Here is an 18,727-nt window from a genome sequence, read left to right as displayed (position 1 = left end):
TGACGGGATGAAGCGTGGGGCCGGTGTTGGCGTCGGCGTCGGGCGTTTCAGGCAGACAGCGCGGCAGCGGCGGCCGGTTCCGTTTCGGCGTCGCGGCGCCGGGCAGGCAGCGGCGAAGCGGCGCGCCACAGCAGGCCGAAGGTGCGCACGTCGTCGTGTCCGGCGAGCGAGGCGGACACGCGGCGCGTGCCCGCTGCGTCGCTGCCTTCGATCAGCACCAGTGCATCGGCGGCCGGGCAGGCGGCCGCGGCGGCGCCGATCGGCGCGGACAGGTCCGGCGACGTGCGGAAGAGTCGCGCGGCGTGGATGCCCGGTTCTTCCAGGGCCGTGTCGAAGCGCTCGCGCAGGCGGGGCACATCGATGCGGTCGGGCGGCAGCACGAACAGCGCGAGATGCGCGCCTTCGCCGTCGCCGGCCTCGATCGTCAGCTCGCCGACACGCCGCTGCGTACCCGTCATGCGCGCGAAGTTCGCGAGCGACCATGCGGTCTGCTGCGTGAACGCCCGCCGGTACGCGTCGCCGCGGAACACGTCGAGCGAATCCGTCACGTACAGCGCGAGGTATCGGCGCGGGCCGCCGTCGGTCGCGCGAAACCGCCGCGCATGCGTGAAGCCGGGAATCGCGACCCGCTCCTGCATGTGCTCGCGGTCGTACCACGCGTTGAAATCGGCCTCATGCGCGGGGTCGATATCCGTCCAGACGCAAAGCTGGCCGTGCGGAAGGGAAAAGCGGGTCATCGCGGGGTTCCTCGTGACGGGGATGTCAGGAACCTCAGTGTCCCGAAGACCGGCCGCGCCAGTCCAACAAGAAAACAAATTCGCGGTGAACAGGTTTTCTTATGAGCGGCGCGGGCGGCGTTTGGCGGTGGGCGCGGCAGGCGACGCGGCTTTCGTCGTGCGCTTCGCTTTCGCCGGGGGGCGCGTCGTTGTCGCGGTCGCGTTGCGGGTGGGCATTGAGTCGGCGGCCGTTGCGTCGACGCGATCGGCGGCTCCCGTCGCACGCGCCACTTCGCTCGCGAGTTCCGCGATGCGCGCGGCCACCGGCAACCCCTGGCTGCGGTACGTCGCGACGAGCGGCAGCGCCGGGAATTCGGGCTCGACGTCGAGCAGTTCGAGCGTGCCTTCGTGCAGCTCGCGCCCGATGATCGCAGGCGGCAGCGCGGCCACGCCGAAGCCGTCGGCGACGAGGCGGATCATCGCGGCGACCGACGTGATGCAGTTGATGCTGGCCGGCCGTTCGACGGCAGCGAACAGCCGCTCGATCGTCGCGTGCGGCCCCGAATGGCGCGAGAAGCTGATGATCGGAAACCCGGCCAGGCGCGCGACGTCCAGCGGCTGGCCGCCGAGCCCGAGGCGCGGGCTCGCGGCCCAGCGCACCGGGAATTCGCACAGCGGCAGGTTCGTGAAGTCCGGGCCCGGCACCGGATCGGTCTGCAGGATCAGGTCGACGCCGTCGGTGCTGAGCAGGCGCGTCAGATGCAGCGTCGTGTCGCTGGTGATCTCGACGTCGAGGCGCGGGTAGCGCTCGCGCAGTTGCGCCATCAGCGCGGGAAACCAGCTGTGCACGATCGATTCGATCACGCCGATCCGGATCAGGCCCGCATCGCTCGCCGCGTCGATGTCGCGCCGCATTTCTCCGTCGAGCCGCACGATCCGCTCCGCGTAGGCCAGCATGCGCCGGCCCGCGGGCGTGAGCGTGGCCGAGCGCGTGTTGCGGTCGAACAGGCGCACGTCGAACGCTTCCTCGAGCGATGCGATGCGGCTCGACACGGCGGCCTGCGTGGTGTGCAGTTTCTCGGCCGTGAGCCGGAAGTTTTCCAGCTTCGCGAGCCAGACGAAGGTTTCCAGAAACCGGATGTTCATCGCGTTCCGAACGGTGAGGCGGTGCCGCGCCCGGGCGGCGGATCGGGACGATGTTAACGGATTCGGCAGCGGGCGGGCACGCGCGACGCCTTCTTGTGGGCGTCAAAGCCGGTCGAACGCGAGCGTCGGCACGTCGACGGCCAGCGCGCCGCCGTCCGCGACGAGCGTCGCGCCGGTCACGAACGACGCGTCGGGCGACGCCAGGAACGCGCAGACGGCCGCGATCTCGTCGGGATCGGCCGCGCGCCGCAGCGGCACGTCGGCGCTCACGCGGGTGTACGCGGCGTCGAGCGAATCGCCGTGCGCGGCCATCAGCGGTGCCATTTCCGCATCGGCCATCGGCGTGCGGACCCAGCCCGGGCAGACGGCGTTCGCCCGCACGCCGTGCGGGCCGTAGTCGCGTGCGAGCGATCGCGCCAGCCCGAGCAGCGCGTGCTTGCCGACCGTATAGCCGCATACGCCGGGCCCGGCCGCGAGCGCCGCGATCGACGCGACCAGCACGATATTGCCGCGCTGCGCGATCAGGTCGGGCAGGCATGCGCGCGCACTGACGAACGCGGTATCGAGGTTCGCGTGCATCGCGTCGCGCCATTGCGCGTCGCCGGTTTCGTCCGCGCGGCCGACGCCGTGGCCGCCCGCGCACGCGACGAGTGCGTCGACGCGGCCGAAGCGGTCGGCGATGCGCGGCAGGAAAGCGGCCCAGTCGGCTGCGCTGGCGGCGTCGCCGGCAAGCGCGAGGCCGCCGGTTTCGGCCGCGAGTGCAGCGAGCGGCGCCGGGCGGCGCCCGATCAGTACGACGCGGTCGCCGCGACGGGCGAAGCGGCGCGCGCACGCAGCGCCGATGCCGGTGCCTGCGCCGGTGATCGCGATCGTGCGGGGTGGCGGGTGCGTCATGTCGTTCTCCGGAAAGGGGGGTGTTCCGGCCACTTTAGGCGGCGCCGGCGCGCGCCGGTATCCGCCGAAAGGATGAACGCGGGCCGTCCGGATGGCCAAGCGCGGCGGCCGGCGCCCATTTTGCAAAGGCTGACGATGTCCGGCGCCGAATCGCTCTATCCTCCACATTTTTGCGATAAGCCACGAAAGCCCGGCAAAATAGCGTGGGCGGGCGCGCAGCGGCGCGCGGCGCGTCGGCCGTCCGATTCCGTCGTACGAATGGTGCGACCCGCAAGGGCGCGGCCGGCGAAGGCGCGGCCGGCAAATGCGCGGCAGGCGGGAGCGGCGCGAGCGGACATCCGATGCGCAAGCATCGCGTCCGCCGACGGATCGTGTCGCCACGGCGTATCGCCCGGTCGCGCGCTGGCGCGGGCGGACCATCGACAAGAACAGGGAGGGGCCGGCAATGAGGCTGGACGACGAAAGAGAAAGCATGAACGTCGAGGATCGCCGTGGCGCCGGCGGTTTCGGCGGCGGGCGCGGCGCGACGATCGGCATCGGCACGATCGTAGTCGCGCTGGCCGCATCGTATTTCTTCGGGATCGACCCGCGCGTCGTGCTCGAAGGCGCGTCGGCGCTGCAGGGCCGCCAGCAGCAGGCGCAGCCCGCGCCGACCCAGCGCCAGGGCGCGCCGGCGAACGATCCGGGCGCGGTGTTCACGCGCAAGGTGCTCGGCAATATCGAACGCACGTGGACGGGCGTGTTCAACACGCAATTGCACGCGCAATACGAACCGCCGAAGCTCGTGATGTTCACGAACTCGACGCCGACTGCGTGCGGCACCGGCCAGACCGCGATGGGGCCGTTCTACTGCCCGGGCGACCGCAACGTGTACATCGATCTCGGCTTCTACGACGAGCTGCGCAAGCGTTTCGGCGCGGGCGGCGATTTCGCGCAGGCCTACGTGATCGCGCACGAAGTCGGCCATCACGTGCAGAACCTGCTCGGCATCGCCGACAAGGTCGATGCCGCGCGCCGGCGGTCGAGCCAGGCGCGCGCGAATGCGCTGTCGGTGCGGATGGAGTTGCAGGCCGACTGCTTCGCCGGCGTGTGGGCGAACAACGCGCAGCGCGCGAACCAGCGGCTGATGGAGCCGGGCGATTTCGAGCAGGGGCTGAAGGCGGCTGCAGCGATCGGCGACGATCGGCTGCAGCAGCAAGGGCAGGGCTACGTCGTGCCCGAAAGCTTCACGCACGGCACCAGCGAACAGCGCGTGTACTGGCTGCGGCGCGGGATGGAGTCGGGCGCGGTGAGCGCCTGCGACACGTTCGCCGCGAACGCACGCTGAAACGAGGCGCGCGCACGGTCGCGCGCCGATATCGTCTCGGCTGAACCGGCCACTGGCCGCTGGCCGGCCCGGGACGATTTGCCGATTTGTGCTCACCGGCGCTTTTTCGGCGCCGGTAGGCTGGCCCGGACGTCGACATTCGTTGTCGTCCATCCGCCAGCCGATTCCCGATGCCGACCTCATTCGTTTCCGCCGACCACGACGCCGCCGACTGGCGACGCACGCTGCGCGCGTGCGTGGACGCGTTCGACGCATTCGCGAGCCCGTCGGCGATCGTGTTCTATCGGCTCGACCACAGCGGCGAGCCGGCCGATTTCGAGCTGTTCGGGATGCCGGAATCGATGCATCGCACCTATGTCGCCCGCTACCGGATGCTCGATCCACTGCATCCGTCGCGCTGCGCGTCGGGCGAATGCGCGGTCGTCACGCTCGCATCCCAACTGCCTGACGAAAGACGCGCCGCGTCCGCGTACTGGACCCGGTTTCTGCGGCGGCACGACGTGGCCGACGTCGTCGAGATCTGGCTGCGCGACGCGGGCCGCACGGTCGGCGCGTTCTCGCTGCTGCGCTTCGGCATGGGCGACGCGAACGGCAACGGCACGGCAGGACGGTTCGCACCCGGCGAGATCGACGCGCTCGCGCGGCTGCAACCTGTCGCCGAAGCCGCGCTGAGCCCGCTGCTGCGTGCACGGCGCGGAATCCACCGGATCGGTTGCGAGGAACGGCTGACCTACCGCGAGGAGCAGATCGCACGGCTCGTGCGCGACGGCCGCTCGAACAAGGAGATCGCGCGCGATCTCGCGCTCGCGCAACCGACGATCAAGACCCACCTGATGCGCATGTACCGCAAGCTCGGCGTGTCGAATCGCACGGAGCTGGTCGGCGCATTGTTCCTGTAATCGCGCTGCCGGCCGGCCCGCGAGATCGTGCAATTCGATGCGCGATCGTCTTGCCGATGACGCGCTGCCAATTTGCGCTCACCGGGCGCGATCCCTCGTCGATACAGTGGTCCGACGCCCGCGTGCCTTACCGGCACGCGGCCCAGCCACGACAATCAACGAGACGCCCATGAGCAACACGAACTTCGTCGCCGTCAGCGACACCGTGCGCACCTTCGTCGCGCGCGATTTCGGCCTCTTCGTCGACGGCGCCATGCAGCCCGCGCATGCGGCGGCACGCCTCGACGTGTACAACCCGGCCACGGGCGAGCGGCTCGCCACCGTCGCGGACGCCGACGCACACGACGTCGACCGCGCGGTCGCCAGCGCGAAACACGCGTTCGACGCGCGCGTGTGGAGCGGGCTGCGGCCGGCCGAGCGCGAGCGCATCCTGCTGAAACTCGCGGACCTGATCGAAGCCGACGCCGAAACGCTCGCGCAGCTCGAAACGCTGAACCAGGGCAAGTCGATTCACGTGTCGCGCGCGATCGAGGTCGGCGCGAGCGTCGAATATGTGCGCTACATGGCCGGCTGGGCGACCAAGATCACCGGCCAGACGCTCGACGTGTCGATTCCGTTCCCGCCCGGCGCGCGCTATACGGCCTATACGCGCAAGGAGCCGGTCGGCGTGGTCGCCGCGATCGTGCCGTGGAATTTCCCGCTGATGATCGCGGTGTGGAAGCTGATTCCGGCGCTCGCGGCCGGCTGCACGATCGTGCTGAAGCCGTCGCCGGAAACGCCGCTCACCGCGCTGCGCTTGGCCGAGCTCGCACGCGAAGCCGGCGTGCCGCCCGGCGTGTTCAACGTCGTCACGGGCGGGCGCGTTTGCGGCGCGGCGCTCGCGAGCCACCCGTCGATCGCGAAGATCTCGTTCACCGGCTCGACCGCGACCGGCAAGCTGGTCGGCGCGGCGGCCGTGCAGAACATGACGCGCTTCTCGCTGGAGCTCGGCGGCAAGAACCCGATCGTGATGCTCGACGACGTCGACGTCGCGCAGGCGCTCGACGGCGTCGCCGCCGGCGCGTTCTTCAACCAGGGGCAGGTGTGCGCGGCCGCGTCGCGCCTTTATGTGCATCGCAGCAGGTTCGCGCAGCTCGCGGACGGCCTCGCGGGCGTCGCGCGGTCGATGAAGCTCGGCGCGGGGCTCGACACCACCGCGCAGATCAACCCGCTCGTGTCCGCGCACCATCGCGACAAGGTGGTCGAGCACATCGAAGGCGCGCGCCGCGCGGGCCTCACGTTCCTCGCGGGCGGCACGCCGGCCGACGATCTGCCCGGCTATTACGTGAAGCCGGCCGTGATCGCCGATCCGCATCCGGACAGCGCGATCGTGCGCGACGAGGTGTTCGGCCCGGTGATCGTCGTCGTGCCGTTCGACGACGCGGCCGACGCGATACGCCTCGCGAACGCGTCGCCGTACGGCCTCGCCGCGAGCATCTGGAGCAACGACCTGAAGCGCGTGATGAATCTCGTGCCGCGAATCGAGGCCGGCACCGTGTGGGTGAACTGCCATATCCCGCTCGATCCGTCGATGCCGTTCGGCGGCTACAAGCAATCGGGCATCGGCCGCGAATTCGGGCAGTACGCGATCGAAGGCTTCACCGAAACCAAATCCGTGTGCATCGCGCACTGACGCGCGGGCCGATCCGACCACCGCAAAAACCGCAAAAACCGCAACAACCGATCCGAAAGTGGAGACTGCAATGAGCTACAACGAAGCGAAGTTCTGGCACCCGATGCTGCACCCGAACGAAATGAAACAGCGCAAGCCGATCCGCATCGTGCGCGGCGACGGCTGTTACGTGTTCGACGAACAGGGGCGCAAGCTCGTCGACGGCGTCGCGGGTCTGTGGAACGTGAACGTCGGCCACAACCGCCAGGAAGTGAAGGACGCGATCGTGCGCCAGCTCGACGAGCTCGAATACTTCCAGCTGTTCGACGGCATCTCGCATCCGCGCGCCGAGGAGCTGTCGAAGAAGGTGATCGACATGCTCGAACCGGAAGGGATGCGCCGCGTGCTGTACAGCTCGGGCGGCTCCGATTCGATCGAGACCGCGCTGAAGATCGCGCGCCAGTACTGGAAGGTGCGCGGCCAGGCCGATCGCACGAAGTTCATCTCGCTGAAGCAGGGTTATCACGGCACGCATTTCGGCGGCGCGTCGGTGAACGGCAACACGGTGTTCCGCCGCAACTACGAGCCGAATTTGCCCGGCTGCTTCCACGTCGAGACGCCGTGGCTGTACCGCAATCCGTTTACGCAGGACCCGGAGGAACTCGGCCGGATCTGCGCGGAAATGCTGGCGCGCGAGATCGAGTTCCAGAGCCCGGACACCATCGCCGCGTTCATCGCGGAGCCGATCCAGGGCGCGGGCGGCGTGATCGTGCCGCCGGCCAACTACTGGCCGCTCGTGCGCGAGGTGTGCGACCGCTACGGCGTGCTGCTGATCGCCGACGAAGTCGTGACGGGCTTCGGCCGCAGCGGCAGTATGTTCGGCAGCCGCGGGTGGGGCGTGCGCCCGGACATCATGTGTCTCGCGAAGGGGATTTCGTCGGGCTACGTGCCGCTCGGCGCGACGGTCGTGAACGCGCGGATCGAGGACGCGTTCGCCGCGAACGCCGATTTCGGCGGCGCGATCATGCACGGCTACACGTACGCCGGCCACCCGGTCGCGTGCGCGGCCGCGATCACGAGCCTCGACATCGTCGTGAAGGAGGATCTGCCGGCGAATGCGGCGAAGCAGGGCGCGTATCTGCTCGAGGCGCTGCGGCCGTTCGCGGAACGCTTCGCGGCGGTCGGCGAGGTGCGCGGCAAGGGGCTGATGCTCGCGCTCGACCTCGTCGCGAACAAAGACACGCGCGAGCCGATCGATCCGCTGTCCGGCTACGCGAACGCGGTCGCGGAAGTCGCGCGCGAGAACGGCGTGCTGGTGCGTCCGGTCGGCACGAAGATCATCCTGTCGCCGCCGCTCGTGATCCAGCGCGAACAGCTCGACCGGATCGTCGACGCGCTCGCGGCCGGCTTCGAGGCCGTGCCGTTCGCATGACGGCGTGACCGGCAAACCCGCGGCGGAGGGTAAACGCCATCGCGGGTTTGCCGATTTGCGCTATGACCGGATTATTTTGCCTGCGTATTTTTTCGACATCGGATCACGCCGTGATCGACAGGGGCCCGGGGCATCGACGCGCTGACGCACCGCCCGGGGCCGACCGCAAAGCATCTGGCCCCGGCCGCTGACGAAGCGCCGGTTCGGGCCAACCCACGAAGGAGACAACGATGTCGGGATGGTCGGGAATGACCGGCGCCGCGGGCGATACGTCCGCCGGCTCGCCGGCTGAAGCAGGCGGCGGCGCCGCATTGAAGGCCGGCGCGGTCGGTTTCCCGACCGCGCTGGCGAGCGCGGTCGGCCTCATCATGGCGAGCCCGGTGATCCTCACCGCGACGTCGGGCTTCGGGATGGGCGGCTGGGCGTTCGCGGTCGCGATGATCGTCGCGTTCGTGATGATGCAGGCGCAGGCCACGACCTTCTCCGAAGCCGCCGCGATGCTGCCGACGGCCGGCTCGGTTTACGATTACCTGTCGTGCGGGCTCGGCCGCTTCTGGGCGATCACCGGCACGATTTCCGCGTATTTCCTCGTGCACGTGTTCGCCGGCACCGCGGAGACGATCCTGAGCGGCATCATGGCGCTCGTGAACTTCGAATCGCTGAACGCCGCGTTCGAGAAGCACAATAGTTCGTGGCTCGTCGGCGTCGGCCTCGTGGTCACGTTCGCGATCACCAACATCATCGGCATCAAGGTGTTCAGTAAGCTCGAGATCGTGCTGACGGCCGGCATGTGGCTGTCGCTGATGATCTTCGGGATTCTCGGGCTCGCGGCCGCGCCGGCCGTGCATCTGGACGGCTGGTTCGGCGGCTCGGAAGTCGGTACGTCGATCTCGTCCGTGCTGTCGCTCGTCGGGATGGCGATGTTCATGTTCGTCGGCTGCGAGTTCGTCACGCCGCTCGCGCCGGAAATGAAGGCGCCGGGGCGCACGATTCCGCGCGCGATGGCGCTCGGCCTCGTCGGCGTCGCGATCTGCATGTTCCTGTACGGCGCGGCGATCCGCCGCCAGGTCGCGAACGTGCCGGTGAGCCCCGACGGCCTCACGCATCTGCTCGACACGCCGGGCGCGATCCCCGCGTTCGCGCTGCAGGTGCTCGGGCCGTTCGGGCGGATCTGGTTCGGCATCGCGTTCCTGTGCGCGGGCGCCGCGACGATCAACACGCTGATGGCCGGGCTGCCGCGCATCCTGTACGGGATGGCGATCGACGGCGCGCTGCCGCGCTGCTTCGCGTACCTGCATCCGCGCTTCAAGACGCCGGTGGTCGGCATCGTCGCGTCGGCGATCGTGCCGATCGTTCATGCGTGGCTGATCAACGGCAACCTCGACAGCATCCTCCACCTCGTGCTCGCCGCCACCTGCGCGTGGGGCACCGCGTACCTGCTCGTCACCGCGTCGGTCGTGATGCTGCGCATCCGCCGGCCTGACTTGCCGCGCCCGTACCGCTCGCCGCTGTTCCCGCTGCCGCAGATCGTGTCGAGCGTCGGCATCGTGCTCGCGATCTGGTACATCACGCCGCCCGGCATGAACGCGCGCGACATCTACGTGCCGTTCGGCGCGATGCTCGGGCTCACCGCGCTGTATGCGCTGTTCTGGACGCTCGTCGTGCAGCGCCGGCATCCGTTCAGGCCGGTGCCGGTCGAGGACGTGCTGCGCAACGAGCACGTCGCGTCGTGAAGGCCGCGCTTGGCTCGCGGCGTGCGGCGCTCGATGCGCCGCCGCCCGGCCATCGGCCCGGCGCGATCGCCGCGCGCGTGCTCGCCGACCTGCGGGCCGTGCGCGACGCCGACGCGGTCGGTGGCGTCGGCGGCGTCTCGGCACGGCTGCCGAACGGCGTGCGCGTGGGCATCGACGAGCGCGTCGAGCGCCAGTTCCTGATGCATACGGTCAGCGTGACGGTGACGGCCGCCGCCGACGGCCCGGCCGCGCAGGGCAGCGCATGCGTGCGGCAGACCGGCTGGCTGCGCCGTACGGGTATCGAAGCCGTGCCCGCGCCCGGATGCGACCCCGTCTTCATCGACACGCTGGCCGCGCTGCTTGCCGGGCCGTCGCTGGCCGACGCGCTGCGCGGGCTGCACCTGACCGACTGCGCGATCGCCGCGCGCGATGGCCGCTGGACGCTCGCGATCGTGCCGTTCGGCGGTAGCGAGGTCGTGAACCGGATGCCGTCGTTTCGCCGCTATGTCAGGCTGATCGACGAGCAGGCCGCCGCGCTGTCGGCGGCCTGTCTTGCGTTCGAAGCCGCACTGCGCGGGATTTTGCGAGGGTAAGCTGTGGCGATGCGTGCCGCGTGAACCCGGCGGTCGCATCGAGAAATCAGGGTTTTACCGGAGGTGCCGATGCTGTTCCAGTCACGCTCACACGAAGACGTGCACGATCACGGGCTCGCGATCGCGGGCTGGCATCAGGTGTACCGTCAGATGACGCCGGGCCGTTTCAAGGGCACCGTCACGCAGGTGCTGTACGACGATTTCCACTTCTTCCGGGAAACGACCAACCGGCGCGTCGCGCAAACCGGGCTCGCGCCGGCCGGGCGCACGTCGCTCGCGGTGCCGTTGTCCGTGCCGCTCGCGGGCACGTTCCAGGGCCAGCCGGTCGACGGCTATGCGCTGCTCGCGCTGCGCGCCGGCGAGGATTTCGAATTCCACACGCCGGAAGGGATGGGGCTCGTCGGGATCAGCGCGGCGTCCGACATGGTCGACGAGCTGTGCGAGGCCGAATTCGGCGCGGCCGGCGCGCGCCGGCTGCGGCACGTGACGCGGCTGTCCGACGCGCAGGGCGTCGCGCTCGGCGTGCGGCTGTCGTCGCTGATCGACGACGCGCAGCGCAATCCGGGCTGCCTCGAATACGCGGCCACCCGCAAGATGTTTCGCGACGCGATGCTCGGCATGTTCCTCGACGCGCTCGAACAGGGGATCGGCGTCGAGCGCCGCGACATCACGCACGCCACCTACAGCGACATCGTGAGCCGCTGCGAGAAGCATCTGCGCGACCGGCCCGAGGAACCCGTCACCGTGCTCGAACTCTGCCGCGCGCTGCGTTGCAGCCGCCGTACGCTGCAAACGAGCTTCCAGCGCGTGGCCGACGTCACGCCGGTCGGCTACCTGCGCACGATCCGGCTGAATGCGGTGCGTCGCCTGCTGCGCACGACGTCGGTGCGGCAACTCGGCGTCGGCGAAGCCGCCGCGAGCTGGGGCTTCACGCATCTCGGCTATTTCGCGCGCGAGTATCGCGACCTGTTCGGCGAGCTGCCGTCGCAAACCTTGCGTCCCGAATGACGCCTTCCCGCCGCGGCCGCGCCGCCGAGTATCGTCATGTGTCGCCCGTCCTCATCACCGTTTGCTGATTTGGGATAGAGGTCTGGAATTTTCGCTGGATACAGTCCTGCCACCCATATCGACAACACCATCGGTTTGTACTGCGAACCGATGACCATTGAGGGGCGGGACATGAAGAACGGACGACGACTGACCGCAGCCGCGGCCATGCTGGGTTGCCTGCACGCGCACGCGCAGACTTCGGGAAGCGTGACGCTGTACGGCACCGTGGACACCGGCATCATCTATTCGACGAACCAGCAGTTCACGCGCGCCGACGGCAGCACGGGCGGCGGCCATGCATGGCAGATGGGCGGCGGCAACCTCGTGCCGTCCCGCTTCGGCTTCCAGGGCGCCGAGCCGCTCGGCGGCGGCCTGAGTGCGGTGTTCACGCTCGAGCAGCAGTTCCTGTCCGCGAGCGGGCAGGCGCTGCAGGGCGGCACCGCGTTCAGCCGGCAGGCGTGGGTCGGGCTGCGCCAGGATTCGATCGGCACGCTCGGCCTCGGCCGCCAATACGATTCGTACACGGACATGCTCGGCGCGTACGTGTCGAGCAACAACTGGGCGACGCCGTATGGCTCGCATCTCGGCGACGTCGACAACCTGAATGCCGCGTTCAACTTCAACAACGCGGTAAAGTTCACCAGTGCCGATTTCAACGGCCTCACGTTCGGCGGCACGTTCAGCTTCGGCGGCCAGGCCGGCGATTTTTCCGCGAAGCGTGGCTATGCGGTAGCCGCGACGTACACGCGCTCGCCGGTGGCCTTCTCGGTCGGCTACCTCGACCTGCATCAGCCGCTCGACGCGGCGCTCGGCGGCGCGAGCGGCTATATCGGCGATTTCGCGTGCAGCAACCCGGGCGCGATGTACTGTCTGCTGCAGGATGCGGGCTCGATGCGTGCGTTCGGCGCGGGTGGGTCGGTCACGTTCGGCGCGGCGACGGTCGCGCTGACCTATACGCATACGCGTCTCGGCGACAGCCGCTATTTCTCGACCGCCGCGCAGCCGCGCACGCAGGCGTTCACGTTCGACATCGGCGAGCTGAACGTCACGTACATGTTCACGCCGGCGCTGCAAGGCGGCGTTGCGTACATTTTCAATGCCGCGCATACGGACGGGCGCGGCACGACGCGATTCCACCAGGTGAACGTCGGCACGAACTACAGCCTGTCGAAGCGCACTGCGCTGTATGCGGTCGCGATCGGCCAGATCGCGAGCGGCACGGGGCTCGGCACCGATGCGGACGGCAACGCGGCGAACTATGCGCAGATTCCGGTGCTCGCGAACAGCAATTCGAGCCGGCAACTGGCGGTCATGGCCGGGATTCGTGTGAACTTTTGACGCTGAATGCGGCTGGCGGCGGCACGTCGGTCGCATGCCGCCGTGCTGCCTCCACGCGTATGGTCCTGCGCCGGTCGAGTGATGGAAAGCGATGCTTGAAAAAAGCCGTCCGTATGCTTAACTGAACGGGCCCGGCTGGACGGAATGCGGGCGTCAGGTTGCCCGGCTTTGCGGGTTGCCACAATACCTTCACGGTCTGCGTGAACAATGACGACGCTTCATGCGACCCGACGTGTCGCCGGCGTTGCACACGTGTGCAACGCATGACCGTTCCGCTCCATACGCCGATCGAGAGAGACCTCATGACCTTGCTGAGCCGCCTGCGCGCGCTGTCCGCCGCCCTTGCGCTGTCCTTCGCCGCCACGCACGCCGTGGCCGCCGATCTCGTCATCGCAGGCCGCGACGACATCTACGGCAAGGGGCTGGCCGATGCCGTCGCCGGCTTCACCAAGCTGCATCCGGGCACCGACGTCGAGCTGCTCAAGCTGCCGAACGCGAACCTGTACCAGAAGCTCAAGCTGTCGATGCGCGAAGGCACCGGCGCGTACGACCTCGTGATGATGGACGACACGTGGGCGCCCGAATTCATCGGCAACGGCTGGCTGAAGCCGCTGCCCGCGTCGCTCGCGGACGCCGATCTCGTGCCGTCCGCCGTCGCGCTCGGCCGCAACGCGGCGGGCGCGCTGTACGCGCTGCCGATCGTCGGCAACGTCGAGATGTTCGCGTACCGCAAGGATCTGCTCGCGAAGTACAAGCTGCAACCGCCGCGCAACTGGGACGACGTGCTGAAGATCGCACAGACCGTCGGCGGCGCGGACAAGAGCGTGTCGGGCGTCGTGTTCCGCGGCACGAAGGGCAACCCGGTCGTCACGGGCTTTCTGCCGATCCTGTGGGCGTACGGCGGCGACGTGTTCGACCGGGCCGGCAACGTGACGATCGATTCCCGCGAAGCGCAGGCCGCGCTGAAGACTTTCCTCGCGCTGAAGGCATTCGCGCCGAAGGACGTCGACGTGTACGGCGCGGCCGAAGTGCGCGACGCATTGCAGCGCGGCACGGCCGCGCAGTCGATCGAGGTATGGCCGGCATGGGTGCCGGCCCTCGACGATCCGAAGCAGTCGCGCGTGGTCGGGCAGATCGCGCTGCAGCCGCCGCCGGGGCAGACCGCGGGCCCGGCGCCGATGCTCGGCATCTGGCAGATGGGCATTCCGAAGGACGCGCCGCACGCGAAGCTCGCGCAGGACTTCCTCGCCTACCTGACCGCGCGCGATACGCAGACGCGCCTCGCCGGCATCGGCATTCCGCCGACCCGCCGCAGCGTGTTCAACGATCCGGCGCTGGTGCGCCAGTACCGCTGGTATCCCGATCAACTGAAGGCGCTCGAGGCCGGCCGTGCGCGGCCGCGCGTGACGGACTGGCAGCAGGTGGAGAGCATTCTCGGCGACCAGTTGCAGCTCGCGCTGACGGGGCAGGCCGCGCCCGACGCCGCGCTGCGCCAGGCGCAGCAGAAGATCGCGCAGGCGACGGCTGCGGCCGCGGCTGGCAAGTGACCGCGCGCGTCAACGTCAATCCGTCGGCCGGAGGTCGCGCATGAAAGCGTTCGGCCGCGGCCTGCCGTTCGTCGCGCTGATCGGGCCCGCGCTGCTGGTGCTCGCCGCGCTCGCGCTGTATCCGGTCGCGCAGGTGCTGATCGACTCGTTCTGCCGGGTCGATTACTCGTCCGGCCGCCGCGCGTTCGTGGGGCTCGCGAACTATCGCGCGGTGCTCGGCGACGACGCATTTACGGCCGGCTTCGGCAACACGCTGCGCTTCACGATCGTCGCGTCGCTGGCCGAAGTGGCGCTTGGCTTCGGCCTCGCGCTGCTGTTCGTGCGCGCGTTCCCTGGCCGGCGCATCGCGCTGCCGCTCGCGATCCTGCCGATGATGCTGTCCACGCTCGTGTGCTCGGCGATCTGGCGCAACTGGCTGAACTTCGACGGCTTCCTGAACGCGCTGCTCGCCGTGTTCGGCGTCGAAGGCGTGCGCTGGCTGTCCGACCCGCATCTCGCGCTGTGGTCGCTCGCGCTCGTCGACGTGTGGCAGTGGACGCCGATGGCGTTCCTGATCGTGCTGGCCGGGCTGCAGTCGATCCCGCAGGAGCTGTACGAAGCCGCGCGCACCGACGGCGCGAGCGAATGGCAGTGCCTGCGCGACATCACGCTGCCGCTCGCGGCGCCGCAGATCGGCCTCGCGTTGCTGCTGCGCTCGATCGACACGTTCAAGCTGTTCGACAAGGTCTATGCGCTGACGGGCGGCGGCCCCGGCAACGCGACGCAGACGCTGTCGACCTACATCTACGACACGGGCTTCCGCTTCTTTAACGTCGGGCCGGCGAGCGCCGCGTCGGTGCTGATGCTTGCGGCGTCCGCGCTGCTGGTCTCGGGGTACGTATGGCAGACGGTTCGCAAGCGGCGCGCATGACGACGCGATCGGCGGGTATCCCGCGCGCACGAGCGAGCGCTGCATTCGGTCACGCGATGCCGTGGGCGCTGCGCGTCGTCGCGCTCGCGCTGTTGCTGCTGCCGTGCCTGTGGATGGCCGGCGCGGCCTTCATGCCGACGCTCGAACGCCTCGATCATCCGTTGCGGATCTGGCCGGCCGCGCCGACCGTCGCGCATTTTGCGTCGGTGTGGGCGAACGGCATCGGCGCGCCGCTGTTCAATTCGCTGCTGGTCGGCTTCGGCACGACGCTACTCGCGCTGGCGCTCGCGTTTCCGGCTGCATACGCGCTCGTGCGGCTGCGGTTTCCGGCGCGGCTCGACCTGCTGTTCCTGGTGCTCGTGCTGGCGTTGAAGCTGATGCCGCCGATCACGATCGCGGTGCCGCTGTTCGCGCTCGCGAAGCGGCTGCACCTGCTCGATTCGACGCTCGGCCTGATGCTCGCGTCCCAGATCTACGCGTTGCCGATGGCAATCTGGATGCTGCTCGCGTTCGTGCGCGACGTCCCGATCGAATACGAGGAAGCGGCGTGCATCGATGGCGCGGGGCTCGCGCGGCGGCTCGTGCAGATCGTGCTGCCGCTGTGCGCGCCGGGGCTGATCGCGACCGCGATCTTCGTGTTCATCGCGGCGTGGAACGAATTCCTGATCGCGCTGCTGTTCGTGTCGACGCCAAGCCGCTTCACGCTGCCGCTCGCGATTGCCGGCTATGTGACGGAGAACGGCATCGACTGGGGCGACCTGATGAGCGCGGGATTGATGGCGTCGCTGCCGACGCTGGCCGTGGCCAGCTACGTGCAGCGCTACCTGTTGCGCGGGTTCGCGGGTGGGCTGAAGTGACGCGCGGCGTGGCCGCGCCCGGTCTCACGTCGTCATGCGCAGCTATCGCGCACCACCGGCGTGACCGGCACGACCCGCGTGCGCGACGGGCCGTCGAACGCCTGCATCCGGTCGGCGAGCAGGTCGATCGCCGCATGCGCGAGGCCGCGCGTGTCCTGCCGCAGCGTCGTCAGCCGATACGCATCGTATTCGGCGGCGGGAATATCGTCGAAGCCGATCACGCGCAGGTCGTCCGGCACGCGCAAGCCGAATTCGCGGCGCGCGGCGTCGATCACACCGAGCGCGAGCAGGTCGGACGAGCAGAACACGCCGTCGGGCCGCTCGGCGGTCGCGAACAGGTGCCGCGCGGCGTCGATCCCGCTGGCATGGGTGTCGGACGGCGTGTCGAGCGCGCGTACGAGCGTCGCGTCGAACGCGCCGAACGCGTTGCGTGGCCCGAGCGCCTGTTCGAACGCCGCGGCGCGCGAGCGCGCGCTGTAGCTCGTGCCGCGCGGCCCGACGAACGCGAGCCGGCGCGCGCCGGCCCGCACGAGCCGCTGCGCGGCGTGGGCGGCGCCCGCCGCGTTGTCGCTGACGACCACATCCGCGCCCGGCAGGTTCGCTTCGCGGTTGATCATCACGACCGGAATCCGGTGTTCGAGATATTGCCGCGCGACCGACAGCGGCGGCGACGCGGACGTCATCACGAGGCCCGCGATGCGGTAGCTGAGCAGTTGTTCGAGCGATTGCCGGATCTGGCGCGGATCTTCCGCATTGGTCACGAGCGGCGTAAGCGCGCGCTGCCCGAGCGCGGCCATCAGGTCCGACAGCAGCCGCGCGCGGAACGGGTTCTCGAACCCGGCCGTCACGACGCCGATCATGCTGCTGCGCTGCGTGATCATGTCGCGCGCGATCAGGTTGACCTGGTAGCCCAGCGCGCGCGCGGCGACCATCACGCGCTCGCGCGTTTGCGGCGCAATGCTTGCCGTCGGCGAGAACGCGCGCGACACTGCCGAGCGCGAGACGCCGGCCCGCGCCGCGACATCCGACGCCGTGACCCACGGTTTTCTTTCCTTGTCATTCATCGATTCATGATTCCTTCGCGCCACGATACGGGCATGCCGCCTGCCGACTGGATGTCCGCGCTCGACGACGCGCGGCCGCTGCATACGCTGACCCTACCGGGCAGCCATGACACCTGTGCGTATACGGTCGACGATTCGCTGGTGCGCACGCAGCGTGCGCCGCTCGATGCGCAGCTCGCGCATGGCGTGCGGCTGCTCGACATCCGCTGCCGGCACGTGCGCGATGCGTTCGACATCCATCACGGCGGCATCGCGCTCGGCATGACGTTCGACGACGTGCTGGCCACCTGTACGCGCTTTCTCGATGCGCATCCGCGCGAATGCATCGTGATGTCGGTGAAGGACGAGTGGCCGGCGCAGGCGTGCACGCGCGGTTTCGATGCGACGTTCGACGCGCATCGCGCGCGGCATCCGCGATTGCGCTGGCATGCCGGCGGCACGCTGCCTGCGCTCGGCGACGTGCGCGGCGCGGTCGTGCTGTTGCGGCGCTTTCGCAGCGGCCGGCCGCTCGGCATCGACCTGACCGCGTGGCCTGACAACGCGACGTTTACGATCGATCATCCGGACGGCGGGTTCGTGATCCAGGACGAATATCGCGTGCCGGTGGCAGCATCGATCGCGTGGAAGTGGCGTGCGATCGATGCGCTGCTGACGCATCTGCCGCTGCCGGACAGCGGCCGCTGGGCGATCAGTTTCTGCAGCGGCACGGGGATGGGCGCGAATCCGTCGGTGGTCGCACACGGCGATGGCCGCGTGCAGGGCATTCATGCGCGACTGGCCGAGCGCTTGCGCGAGCAGCCCGGCCCGTACGGCGCGATGCTGCTCGATTTCTGCGATGACGACGACTGGGCGCTCGTGCGTGCGCTGATCGAATGCAATGACTACATGCCGGAACGGGGCGCCTGGCGCAAGGCGTTTCGCTGTTAGTGGGTGGAGCGTCGCCGCGGACTACCGCGTCGCGATCGCCACCGCCGCGCCGGCCATTGCGGTTGCGCTCGTGCGGTTCGCGATCCGCTTCGCGCGCGCCGACGTCAGCAAGGCGCGTGCACGCGACGCGAGCAGCGACCAGAAGCAGTCGGCCAGGATCAACACCGCGAACATCGTGCCGACCAGCTCGGCCCACGCGGCGACGCCGACGTGGGTGAGGTCGACGATGGTCGGCAGCAGTGCGAGATAGAACAGCATGATTTTCGGGTTGCCGAGCGTGACCAGCATGCCCGCGACGAACATGCGCCAAGGCGACTGGCCGCGCGGCAGGTCGTCGGCATCCGTGCCGGTCGGCGCGGTCCACATCTTCCATGCGAGGAACAGCAGGTATGCGACGCCGAGCAGCTTCAGCCCGATCAGGCCCGTCGCGAACGTGTGCGCGAACGCCGACAGCCCCGCGACCGCGAGCGTGAGCCACAGCGCTTCGCCGAGCCACATGGCCGCGAGGAACGGCAGCACGTCGCGCACGCCGTTGGTCAGCACGCGCGCGACGAGCGCGGCGACGCTCGGGCCGGGCGTGCCGGCGGTGACGAGCAGGGCAAAGGCGAAGACGGCGAGTGCGGACAACGTCATGACGGACCTC

At 69.3% G+C, this 18,727-nt stretch carries 17 protein-coding genes; 12 read left to right on the top strand and 5 right to left on the bottom strand.

Annotation, left to right across the window (positions count from 1 at the left end):
* Positions 1–47: 47 nt before the first annotated feature.
* The 3 genes from QZM15_RS04720 to QZM15_RS04710 form a co-directional block, all read right to left on the bottom strand.
* Positions 48–737: a DUF4286 family protein gene (locus QZM15_RS04720; protein WP_302105936.1), complete on the bottom strand. Its 690-nt coding sequence runs from the start codon at positions 735–737 to the stop codon at positions 48–50.
* Between the two features lie 99 nt (positions 738–836).
* Positions 837–1,862, bottom strand: coding sequence for a LysR family transcriptional regulator (locus QZM15_RS04715; RefSeq protein ID WP_060310686.1), 1,026 nt, complete (start codon positions 1,860–1,862; stop codon positions 837–839).
* A gap of 102 nt (positions 1,863–1,964) precedes the next feature.
* Entirely contained in the window at positions 1,965–2,756 is a 792-nt protein-coding gene (locus tag QZM15_RS04710; protein WP_089465651.1) for an SDR family NAD(P)-dependent oxidoreductase, read from the bottom strand.
* Between the two features lie 445 nt (positions 2,757–3,201).
* Here QZM15_RS04710 and QZM15_RS04705 point away from each other — a divergent pair, with 445 nt between their 5' ends.
* From QZM15_RS04705 to QZM15_RS04655, 11 genes are all read left to right on the top strand, one after another.
* Positions 3,202–4,083: a neutral zinc metallopeptidase gene (locus QZM15_RS04705; RefSeq protein WP_302105935.1), complete on the top strand. Its 882-nt coding sequence runs from the start codon at positions 3,202–3,204 to the stop codon at positions 4,081–4,083.
* A 170-nt stretch (positions 4,084–4,253) separates the two neighbouring features.
* The gene (locus QZM15_RS04700) at positions 4,254–4,982 is read left to right on the top strand and encodes a LuxR C-terminal-related transcriptional regulator (protein WP_089465650.1); all 729 of its coding nucleotides are present in this window, start codon (positions 4,254–4,256) and stop codon (positions 4,980–4,982) included.
* Positions 4,983–5,151: 169 nt separating this feature from the next.
* The gene (locus QZM15_RS04695; RefSeq protein ID WP_124859929.1) at positions 5,152–6,654 is read left to right on the top strand and encodes an aldehyde dehydrogenase family protein; all 1,503 of its coding nucleotides are present in this window, start codon (positions 5,152–5,154) and stop codon (positions 6,652–6,654) included.
* A 70-nt stretch (positions 6,655–6,724) separates the two neighbouring features.
* Positions 6,725–8,065, top strand: coding sequence for an aspartate aminotransferase family protein (locus QZM15_RS04690; protein WP_302105933.1), 1,341 nt, complete (start codon positions 6,725–6,727; stop codon positions 8,063–8,065).
* 230 nt (positions 8,066–8,295) lie between these two features.
* Entirely contained in the window at positions 8,296–9,798 is a 1,503-nt protein-coding gene (locus QZM15_RS04685; protein WP_302105932.1) for an APC family permease, read from the top strand.
* Positions 9,795–10,391 carry a DUF3156 family protein gene (locus tag QZM15_RS04680; protein WP_059584815.1) on the top strand — a complete coding sequence of 199 codons (597 nt, stop codon included), beginning with the start codon at positions 9,795–9,797 and terminating at the stop codon, positions 10,389–10,391. The genes QZM15_RS04685 and QZM15_RS04680 overlap by 4 nt, the downstream gene beginning before the upstream one ends.
* A gap of 69 nt (positions 10,392–10,460) precedes the next feature.
* Positions 10,461–11,399, top strand: coding sequence for a helix-turn-helix domain-containing protein (locus tag QZM15_RS04675; protein ID WP_059584816.1), 939 nt, complete (start codon positions 10,461–10,463; stop codon positions 11,397–11,399).
* A gap of 171 nt (positions 11,400–11,570) precedes the next feature.
* Complete coding sequence (locus QZM15_RS04670; protein ID WP_302105930.1) at positions 11,571–12,779, top strand: porin; 1,209 nt, start codon at positions 11,571–11,573, stop codon at positions 12,777–12,779.
* Between the two features lie 302 nt (positions 12,780–13,081).
* Positions 13,082–14,326, top strand: a complete 1,245-nt coding sequence (locus QZM15_RS04665; RefSeq protein ID WP_302105929.1) for an ABC transporter substrate-binding protein — start codon at positions 13,082–13,084, stop codon at positions 14,324–14,326.
* 40 nt (positions 14,327–14,366) lie between these two features.
* Positions 14,367–15,236 (top strand): carbohydrate ABC transporter permease, encoded by an 870-nt coding sequence (locus QZM15_RS04660; protein ID WP_302105928.1) that lies wholly within the window; start codon positions 14,367–14,369, stop codon positions 15,234–15,236.
* Positions 15,233–16,093, top strand: a complete 861-nt coding sequence (locus QZM15_RS04655) for a carbohydrate ABC transporter permease (RefSeq protein WP_302105927.1) — start codon at positions 15,233–15,235, stop codon at positions 16,091–16,093. The genes QZM15_RS04660 and QZM15_RS04655 overlap by 4 nt, the downstream gene beginning before the upstream one ends.
* Before the next feature lie 32 nt (positions 16,094–16,125).
* Here QZM15_RS04655 and QZM15_RS04650 read toward each other — a convergent pair whose 3' ends face one another.
* Positions 16,126–17,157, bottom strand: a complete 1,032-nt coding sequence (locus QZM15_RS04650) for a LacI family DNA-binding transcriptional regulator (protein ID WP_302105926.1) — start codon at positions 17,155–17,157, stop codon at positions 16,126–16,128.
* A gap of 6 nt (positions 17,158–17,163) precedes the next feature.
* Between QZM15_RS04650 and QZM15_RS04645 the strand changes: the two genes are divergently transcribed.
* Positions 17,164–18,084 (top strand): phosphatidylinositol-specific phospholipase C, encoded by a 921-nt coding sequence (locus QZM15_RS04645; RefSeq protein WP_155644486.1) that lies wholly within the window; start codon positions 17,164–17,166, stop codon positions 18,082–18,084.
* A gap of 21 nt (positions 18,085–18,105) precedes the next feature.
* Here the strand turns inward: QZM15_RS04645 and QZM15_RS04640 are convergent, their stop codons facing one another.
* Positions 18,106–18,717: a LysE family translocator gene (locus tag QZM15_RS04640; RefSeq protein ID WP_302105925.1), complete on the bottom strand. Its 612-nt coding sequence runs from the start codon at positions 18,715–18,717 to the stop codon at positions 18,106–18,108.
* Positions 18,718–18,727: the final 10 nt, after the last annotated feature.

Source organism: Burkholderia sp. AU44665 (assembly GCF_030504405.1).
GTDB classification, from domain to species: domain Bacteria; phylum Pseudomonadota; class Gammaproteobacteria; order Burkholderiales; family Burkholderiaceae; genus Burkholderia; species Burkholderia semiarida.
Note: the sequence above shows the minus strand (reverse complement) of the source record. Positions and strands in the feature narration are given on the sequence as shown.

Coding starts and splice junctions, on each gene's coding strand:
- QZM15_RS04700 (WP_089465650.1), top strand. CDS start 4,254: ATGCCGACCTCATTCGTTTCCGCCGACCACGACGCCGCCGACTGGCGA.
- QZM15_RS04675 (WP_059584816.1), top strand. CDS start 10,461: ATGCTGTTCCAGTCACGCTCACACGAAGACGTGCACGATCACGGGCTC.
- QZM15_RS04715 (WP_060310686.1), bottom strand. CDS start 1,862: ATGAACATCCGGTTTCTGGAAACCTTCGTCTGGCTCGCGAAGCTGGAA.
- QZM15_RS04655 (WP_302105927.1), top strand. CDS start 15,233: ATGACGACGCGATCGGCGGGTATCCCGCGCGCACGAGCGAGCGCTGCA.
- QZM15_RS04690 (WP_302105933.1), top strand. CDS start 6,725: ATGAGCTACAACGAAGCGAAGTTCTGGCACCCGATGCTGCACCCGAAC.
- QZM15_RS04660 (WP_302105928.1), top strand. CDS start 14,367: ATGAAAGCGTTCGGCCGCGGCCTGCCGTTCGTCGCGCTGATCGGGCCC.
- QZM15_RS04710 (WP_089465651.1), bottom strand. CDS start 2,756: ATGACGCACCCGCCACCCCGCACGATCGCGATCACCGGCGCAGGCACC.
- QZM15_RS04650 (WP_302105926.1), bottom strand. CDS start 17,157: ATGAATGACAAGGAAAGAAAACCGTGGGTCACGGCGTCGGATGTCGCG.
- QZM15_RS04695 (WP_124859929.1), top strand. CDS start 5,152: ATGAGCAACACGAACTTCGTCGCCGTCAGCGACACCGTGCGCACCTTC.
- QZM15_RS04665 (WP_302105929.1), top strand. CDS start 13,082: ATGACCTTGCTGAGCCGCCTGCGCGCGCTGTCCGCCGCCCTTGCGCTG.
- QZM15_RS04720 (WP_302105936.1), bottom strand. CDS start 737: ATGACCCGCTTTTCCCTTCCGCACGGCCAGCTTTGCGTCTGGACGGAT.
- QZM15_RS04705 (WP_302105935.1), top strand. CDS start 3,202: ATGAGGCTGGACGACGAAAGAGAAAGCATGAACGTCGAGGATCGCCGT.
- QZM15_RS04645 (WP_155644486.1), top strand. CDS start 17,164: ATGATTCCTTCGCGCCACGATACGGGCATGCCGCCTGCCGACTGGATG.
- QZM15_RS04640 (WP_302105925.1), bottom strand. CDS start 18,717: ATGACGTTGTCCGCACTCGCCGTCTTCGCCTTTGCCCTGCTCGTCACC.
- QZM15_RS04670 (WP_302105930.1), top strand. CDS start 11,571: ATGAAGAACGGACGACGACTGACCGCAGCCGCGGCCATGCTGGGTTGC.
- QZM15_RS04685 (WP_302105932.1), top strand. CDS start 8,296: ATGTCGGGATGGTCGGGAATGACCGGCGCCGCGGGCGATACGTCCGCC.